This is a genomic window from Ureibacillus sinduriensis BLB-1 = JCM 15800 (assembly GCF_000772955.1).
Taxonomy (GTDB): Bacteria; Bacillota; Bacilli; order Bacillales_A; family Planococcaceae; genus Ureibacillus; species Ureibacillus sinduriensis.
The window spans coordinates 78,208-85,185 of sequence record NZ_JPVO01000040.1 but is presented as its reverse complement, the minus strand read 5'-3'; the positions used below and the strand labels follow the sequence as shown (position 1 = coordinate 85,185).

Below are 6,978 nucleotides of genomic sequence, written 5' to 3'. Positions count from 1 at the left end.
TTTCATTAACGTTTTGTTGTTCAGTTTTCAAGGTTCATTTTGTTACTCAAATCATCATATCAATATAACGATTCATTGTCAACACTTAGGTAAGTGTTTTAGTAAGTAACTTTTAAATATTAACATTGTTGTTTTCAGATGTCAATAGCCATTTGGCTTCGACATTAAAACTTCAACAGATTTATCATTACTCGCTAACTAACATTCTAACTCAAGAGCAACTTTTAATACTATATCACCCTCACTATCAGATAACAAGTAAAAACAAAAAGTAAAACTATTTCGTTAATATACAAACCATCGGACATGAGTTTTCTCTATATAAATAGTTGATTAGCGTTCTTACTTTTCCTTAACAAGTAAAAAAGCGTGATAAGCTAACTAATTGTAGAAGCTTATCACGCTTAATAAGGATTGAATTGATTAGACAGTTGCTAAATACAACAAGAAGATGACCGCAAAAACATACATTATCGGACTTACTTCTTTCGCCTTGCCTTTAATAATCATTGTTAATGGATAGAAAATGAAACCAACCGCGATACCAGTCGCAATCGAATATGTTAGTGGCATCATGATCATAGTTAAAAATGCAGGCACTGCAATTTCAAAGCGATTCCATGCTATTTGTCCAAGAGAAGCAACCATTAACACCCCCACTACGATTAAAGCCGGGGCTGTAACCGCGTTAGTCACCACCGATAATACAGGGGAAAGGAATAATGCCAGCAAGAATAACACACCCGTTACCACTGAGGCAAAGCCTGTTCTTGCACCTGCTGCTACACCTGAAGAAGATTCAACATAAGATGTGATTGTTGAAGTACCGAAAATAGATCCTATAATCGTAGCAATCGAATCAGAAACTAATGCTTTCCCAGCGCGAGGCAAGCGGTTGTCTTTTACAAAACCAGCTTGGTTTGCAACCGCCATTAATGTACCCGCGTTATCAAAGAAATCGACAAACAGGAATGTAAGAATGACAGAAAGCATTGTTAAAGAATAGAATTCCGGATCTGAAAATGCACTGAATAATGACCCGAATGTTGGTGCGATACTTGGTGGCGCCGATAATATACTGCCAGGCAATTCCACTAAGCCAAAAATCATGCCTACGATTGCAGTAATGACCATACCGTAGAATACTCCGCCTTTAAATCCTTTTACTAAGAAAATAACCGTGATGATAATACCAAAGACGGCTAGCAAGACTTGCGGATCATGCAAGTTCCCGATACCAACCAGTGTAGCATCATTATTTACGATAATATCGGCGTTTTGCATGCCGATAAATGCAATAAATAATCCGATTCCTGCACCTACCGCCAATTTCAGCTCCATCGGGATGGCGTTAATTAATTTTTCACGCAAACCTGTTAATGTTAATAGCAAGAAGAATACACCTGAAATAAATACTGCCGCTAAAGCATGTTGCCAAGGACTGCCGTTTACTAAAACAACTGTATATGCGAAGAATGCATTAAGCCCAAGACCGGGAGCAAGCGCCAATGGGTATTTGGCCAGGAATCCCATTATGAAACAACCAACCGCCGCTGAGATCGCTGTTGCTACAAACACCGCCCCGTAATCCATGCGCAAAGCATCCGGCAAATCTTTTACATCATCTAGAGTTAAAGTTAAAGGGTTAACAACCAAAATATAGGCCATCGCTAAAAATGTAGTGAAACCTCCCAGAATTTCACGACCATATGTAGTACCTAATTGATCAAATTGGAAATACTTTTTCATTTTGTCCTCCGAATTAATCGTCCCCAATGTCAAAAAATAAAAAGACACGCACCTAACAGGAGTTGCATGTCTACGATCGATCAGAATTAACTATACAAGTATAGCAATTACTAATACATTAAAAATCGTAGTCAAGCTATTTAAGGTAGCTTGGTAGAAACTCACGAGCCATATTCTCGACATTATACGACGAATTATTTAATTTACTCATGTAATATATCATCTCATTTAATGAATATCAACCACTTTTACGAACATTTTCCCTTAAAATATATTTAAAGTTCGTGAATTAACATTTATTTCACAAATTACTACCGAAGATTTTGCCCTAATAAGGGGTACACCATTAAATTCCCACAAAAAAGAGCAAAACCACATTAATGGTTTTGCTCCCAAAACTTTAATTTTCGTCCACTCTTTCCTCTTCACTAGAAGAAGTATCTTTCGTCTTGTCTTTATTTCTTTCATCTTTTACTTTGTGGTTTAACTCTACATTCGGGATGTCGTCAAATGTAGCGCTATCTTCCAATCGATCAATTTTTTCCTTGCCTGTTTTCTCCATTTTCTTACCCCTCCCTTTTTAGCTCACTTATATGGATTCAATTCGGTTTGCTTCACAGCAGTGCCGCATTGTCGTGTTCCCACGTTTTGAATCCCAGAAAGTCGAGCGGTTATATATGGTCATTGCTACTCTTTCTATTACCAAATCTCATTTGGATGAAACTTATATCTTCAAAACGGCTGAGATTGTCTGAGAAGAATACAGATTTTCCGACTAGGTAAAATATCCTTTCAATCAACATGCACCCTGTCCACCATTGAGGCATTCACATCAAGGTTTCCCGACAATTTTATTTACCAAGCAGTTTTAGAACCGGATAGATGTACGGTTCACTTGGTTCCTCTACCATATTTAAACTTGTCGCCTTCAGAAGCGGAAGGTCGGAACCGTTATAGTTGCCCACCTCTATCACCCCTTCAATTTCTACCCACGTATCTTCCTGAATGGTATCGGCACCTTTAATTTCTGTTAGAAAACCGATAATGCTGGCATCCGCTATGCAATGAGTAATTAAAAATCTGGAAATGACCAACTGGTTGCTCGCTAAACCCTCTTCCTTAAAAACGAAACCGCTCATTTTAATCTTTTTTCCGATATAGGATTTAGGGTTATCATTAATTTCCGCATAATAGGTACTGAACATATCCTCTGTCATATGGATGCTTTCTGATTTCTGAAGCAACTGCAACTTCCCGTCATATTCTTCTTCTGACAGGTAATTTTCATTAGGTAGGGGAATATGCTCACTTGAATAAATATCGATATTTTCTTTTTCCACCAAAGATTTTGCACCTTCCAATAAAGAAGTTCGCTCTTCCCCTCCCCGCCCCTCATTACTATCTTGAGTTAGCAGGAATCCCTTATTTGCTGCAATTGAAGAATCTAAAGTAGCAGGAGGAATCATAAACCCCGTTACAATCGGAAAAGCAACAATACTATAGCTGACTATCCGTCTCAAACTCCATTGGCTATCGCCATGGTCATGATTACATTTATGGGAACATGCATGACGAGCATGTTTTTCCTGCCAGATACGTGTAACCTGAATAAGCAATAACACAAAAAAGAAAATGGCTGCCATTTTGCTCATATAATCATATTTCGGGTTAACATACTTTGTTATGTCTCCGGTAATATGGAGATTTGCAAAAAACAAAGTGAACATACCGAGTAAAAGCGCTTTTAAAAAATGTTGAAAATGAAATTTCATGCATGCCACACCTCCTAGAGCAAGCTGGATAGATTTACAAATATGAAGACAATACATGTAATGAGTATGAATAAAACGAATACAAATTTAGCCTTAAATACACTTAATAACATAATCATGTTCTTTAGATCGATCATCGGTCCGTAGACTAAAAAAGCCAATATTGACGTAGTCGGAAATACATTTTTAAATGAAGCTCCAATGAACGCATCCGCTTCCGAGCAAAGCGATAGCACAAAGGCCAAAGCCATCATTACGAATGCAGATTGAAACTGACTATTCCCAAGTTGCAGAAGCGATTGTGTAGAAACATAGGTCTGCAGAAAAGCGGCAACAAATGCACCCGCAATCAAATATTTGCTCATATCGAAAAATTCATCTATAGAATGATTTAACATCTCACGAATTCTTGTTACGAATGGTTGTTTCTTGTTCCCTTTTCGTTCCGAATGAGAAATCCCCTTATCTTTTTTTAACTGATTGGATTTGAATAAAATGCTGATAATAAGCGCTATCACCAAAGCTGCTACAAACCCCACACCCATGCGGAGCAAAGCCATCTCCATATCATTTCCAAACGCCATGTAAGTCGATAGGATGACAATCGGGTTTATGAGTGGCCCAGTTAATAAAAAGCCTACACCCGCATACAAAGGAACCCCTTTGCCGATCAATCGACGCACAATCGGAACAATCCCGCACTCACAGGCCGGGAATGCCGCCCCCACCACGCAGCTCATTACAACCGCTAGAAACTTATTTTTCGGTATCCATGCGCGAATATGATCTTCCGTAATAAAAATTTGAATAAAGCCAGCTATCAGCACCCCAATTAAGACAAACGGTATCGCTTCAATTAAAATACTAAGGAAAATGGTATTTAATTGTGGTAAAGAACTTGGTAGAGTTAATGAAGTACTTTTCATTAATAGGGGAACTGAAATTAAAAACAAGATACCTAAGAGTAGTACTGTCGGGATAGTTAAGGATCGTTTCTGCCTGGATTGCATCGAATCTCCTCTTTCTTTTAGATGGATTGTATTGCTTGTCCAAATTCAAGTTATAAAATAGACATCTCACAATATAGTATTAATTTTAAATCGTAATAATTCTTATTTATTTCATTTCCCATAAAAAAACTCTCACATTTGCTATGGTGCAAATGTAAGAGTTTTTTCTTTTATATCATTTTCTCTAAATGATTACCCATTCGTTCAGAGGGCTTAGAAGTAATGTCATAACGCTCCACAATCAATCGCTTTAAACAACATGGGAGATTTTAGTCATCTTATGTTCCCATTCATATTAGATACCTGTCTGTTTTTGTTTCTTTTTTAAATACTCCACTCGTAATTTTTCAAGTTGTTGCTTTTTATCAAATTTGGACGGCTTGTTTTTCTCGTGATATTTAGCCACAGCTACCTGACCTTTTGTATCCAGTTGATATTTCCCCATTTTGTTCACCTACTTTTCATGTCTTTAAAGAAATCTATTCAACACAAATATAGTATACCTTTTTTACGGTTGTATACCCTTTTGCTTATTAATATATGCCTAAACATACATATACGAGTAAAAACATTGCGCACTTAGTAAGGTAATTTACCGTCAAATAGAACTCATTATACTTATCTTGCCGACCTTAACTTGCTGATTCATTTTGAAATCATCGGTCTATCCTCATATTTTGACAAAAACAAAAAATATCCCCTTCTAGTTACTAGAATAACTAAAAGAGGATTAATTTTATATGATATCAATAGTTGACGCAATTCAAGAAGTTCAGAATCGACCTCAACCAAACTTCGATATGACTGTACTTACAACCTCTTCACACTATAATATCCGTAGATCTTACTCCCACTCAATCGTAGCAGGTGGCTTGGAAGTAATATCATACAGCACGCGGTTTACGTGTTTCACTTCATTGACGATGCGCACCGAGATTTTTTCTAGTACGTCCCAAGGGATACGTGCCCAGTCGGATGTCATGCCGTCGATGGAAGTTACGGCACGGATGCCTACCGCGTAGTCGTAAGTACGTGCATCGCCCATTACACCTACCGAACGGATGTCTGGGAGCACACAGAAGTATTGCCAAATATCACGGTCAAGTCCCGCATTTTTAATTTCCTCACGTAAGATGTAATCCGCTTCACGAAGGATGTCCAGTTTCGCTTCAGTAATTTCGCCAAGAACACGGATACCTAAACCTGGTCCCGGGAATGGTTGACGCCAAACGATTTCTTCCGGCAATCCAAGCTCCAAACCTAGAGCACGAACTTCGTCTTTAAATAGCGTATTTAAAGGTTCGATCAATTCAAACTTCATATCTTCCGGAAGCCCGCCAACATTATGATGGGATTTGATTGTTTGGGCCGTTGCCGTACCCGATTCAATTATATCTGTATAAAGTGTTCCTTGCGCAAGGAAATCCATATCTTTTAGTTTTGCTGATTCTTCGTCAAATACGTAAATAAACTCGTTCCCGATAATTTTACGCTTTTGCTCCGGGTCTGAAACGCCTTCCAATTTGCTCATGAAGCGTTCGCGTGCATCAATTTTGATCACTTTCATATCAAAATCTTCCGTGAAAGTTTTCATGACCTGCTCAACTTCGCCTTTGCGGTTCAAGTTGTGGTCAACGAACATACAAGTTAATTGATCCCCAATCGCTTTGTGAATCAATACGGCTACCACAGAAGAATCTACGCCACCGGATAATGCACAAAGGACTTGTTTGTCACCAACTTGTTCACGGATTTTGTTCATTTCAAGCTCGATGAAGTTCGCCATTGACCAGTCACCTTTTGCATGACAAATGTCAAATACGAATTGGCGTAAAATATCGTTTCCATATACAGAGTGACGTACTTCCGGGTGAAATTGCACGGCATAAAAGCCACGTTCAACATTTTGCATCGCTGAAATTGGGCAAGAGGCACTTGTTGCAATCACTTCGAATCCCTCCGGCACTTCTGTTACAAGGTCACCATGACTCATCCAAACCACTTGCTCCTTTGGAAGATCTCCAAATAGTTGATTGGCAGTTGTAATGTTGATTTCCGCTTTACCATATTCGCGATGATCAGCACCCTCAACTTTCCCGCCCAGAGCATACGACATTAATTGCATACCATAGCAAATCCCCAAGATCGGTAAACCTAGATCAAATATGGCTTCGTCTACTTTAAATGCTTTTTCATCGTATACTGAGTTTGGACCACCCGAGAAAATAATTCCTGCAGCATTCATTTCCTTAATTTCTTCAGCCGTAATTCTATGTGGATGTAATTCAGAGAAAACACCAAATTCACGGATTCGACGTGTAATTAATTGATTAAATTGGCTACCAAAATCGAGTACAACGATTTTTTCTTGTTCTTTTAACAGTGGAGTCGTCATGCTTTTACACCTCTTCTAAATTTATAGGCTGCCGGCTTCATTTGCAAAAAAA

Annotated in this window: 6 protein-coding genes and 1 riboswitch; all 6 genes read right to left on the bottom strand. The window is 38.4% G+C overall.

The window, feature by feature from the left end; all coding sequences use genetic code 11:
- Window positions 1-423: 423 nt before the first annotated feature.
- A complete protein-coding gene (locus CD33_RS03560) occupies window positions 424-1,749 on the bottom strand; it encodes an NCS2 family permease (RefSeq protein ID WP_036198329.1) in 1,326 nt (441 codons plus the stop codon).
- Between the two features lie 108 nt (window positions 1,750-1,857).
- Window positions 1,858-1,959, bottom strand: a riboswitch (purine riboswitch).
- 190 nt (window positions 1,960-2,149) lie between these two features.
- Window positions 2,150-2,311, bottom strand: coding sequence for a YczO family protein (locus CD33_RS20420; protein ID WP_176400132.1), 162 nt, complete (start codon window positions 2,309-2,311; stop codon window positions 2,150-2,152).
- A 289-nt stretch (window positions 2,312-2,600) separates the two neighbouring features.
- Complete coding sequence (locus CD33_RS03555) at window positions 2,601-3,521, bottom strand: TIGR03943 family putative permease subunit (protein ID WP_036198327.1); 921 nt, start codon at window positions 3,519-3,521, stop codon at window positions 2,601-2,603.
- Window positions 3,522-3,535: 14 nt separating this feature from the next.
- Complete coding sequence (locus tag CD33_RS03550) at window positions 3,536-4,531, bottom strand: permease (protein WP_052129964.1); 996 nt, start codon at window positions 4,529-4,531, stop codon at window positions 3,536-3,538.
- Window positions 4,532-4,826: 295 nt separating this feature from the next.
- On the bottom strand, window positions 4,827-4,976 hold the full coding sequence (locus tag CD33_RS20415) for a hypothetical protein (protein WP_036198326.1): 150 nt from the start codon (window positions 4,974-4,976) through the stop codon (window positions 4,827-4,829).
- A gap of 399 nt (window positions 4,977-5,375) precedes the next feature.
- Window positions 5,376-6,926, bottom strand: coding sequence for a glutamine-hydrolyzing GMP synthase (guaA, locus tag CD33_RS03540; RefSeq protein ID WP_036198324.1), 1,551 nt, complete (start codon window positions 6,924-6,926; stop codon window positions 5,376-5,378).
- Window positions 6,927-6,978 lie beyond the last annotated feature (52 nt).

Bases quoted from the DNA above. Each gene is read 5' to 3' on its own strand.
- CD33_RS03560 (WP_036198329.1), bottom strand. From the start codon at position 1,749: ATGAAAAAGTATTTCCAATTTGATCAATTAGGTACTACATATGGTCGT.
- CD33_RS20420 (WP_176400132.1), bottom strand. From the start codon at position 2,311: ATGGAGAAAACAGGCAAGGAAAAAATTGATCGATTGGAAGATAGCGCT.
- CD33_RS03555 (WP_036198327.1), bottom strand. From the start codon at position 3,521: ATGAAATTTCATTTTCAACATTTTTTAAAAGCGCTTTTACTCGGTATG.
- CD33_RS03550 (WP_052129964.1), bottom strand. From the start codon at position 4,531: ATGCAATCCAGGCAGAAACGATCCTTAACTATCCCGACAGTACTACTC.
- CD33_RS20415 (WP_036198326.1), bottom strand. From the start codon at position 4,976: ATGGGGAAATATCAACTGGATACAAAAGGTCAGGTAGCTGTGGCTAAA.
- guaA (WP_036198324.1), bottom strand. From the start codon at position 6,926: ATGACGACTCCACTGTTAAAAGAACAAGAAAAAATCGTTGTACTCGAT.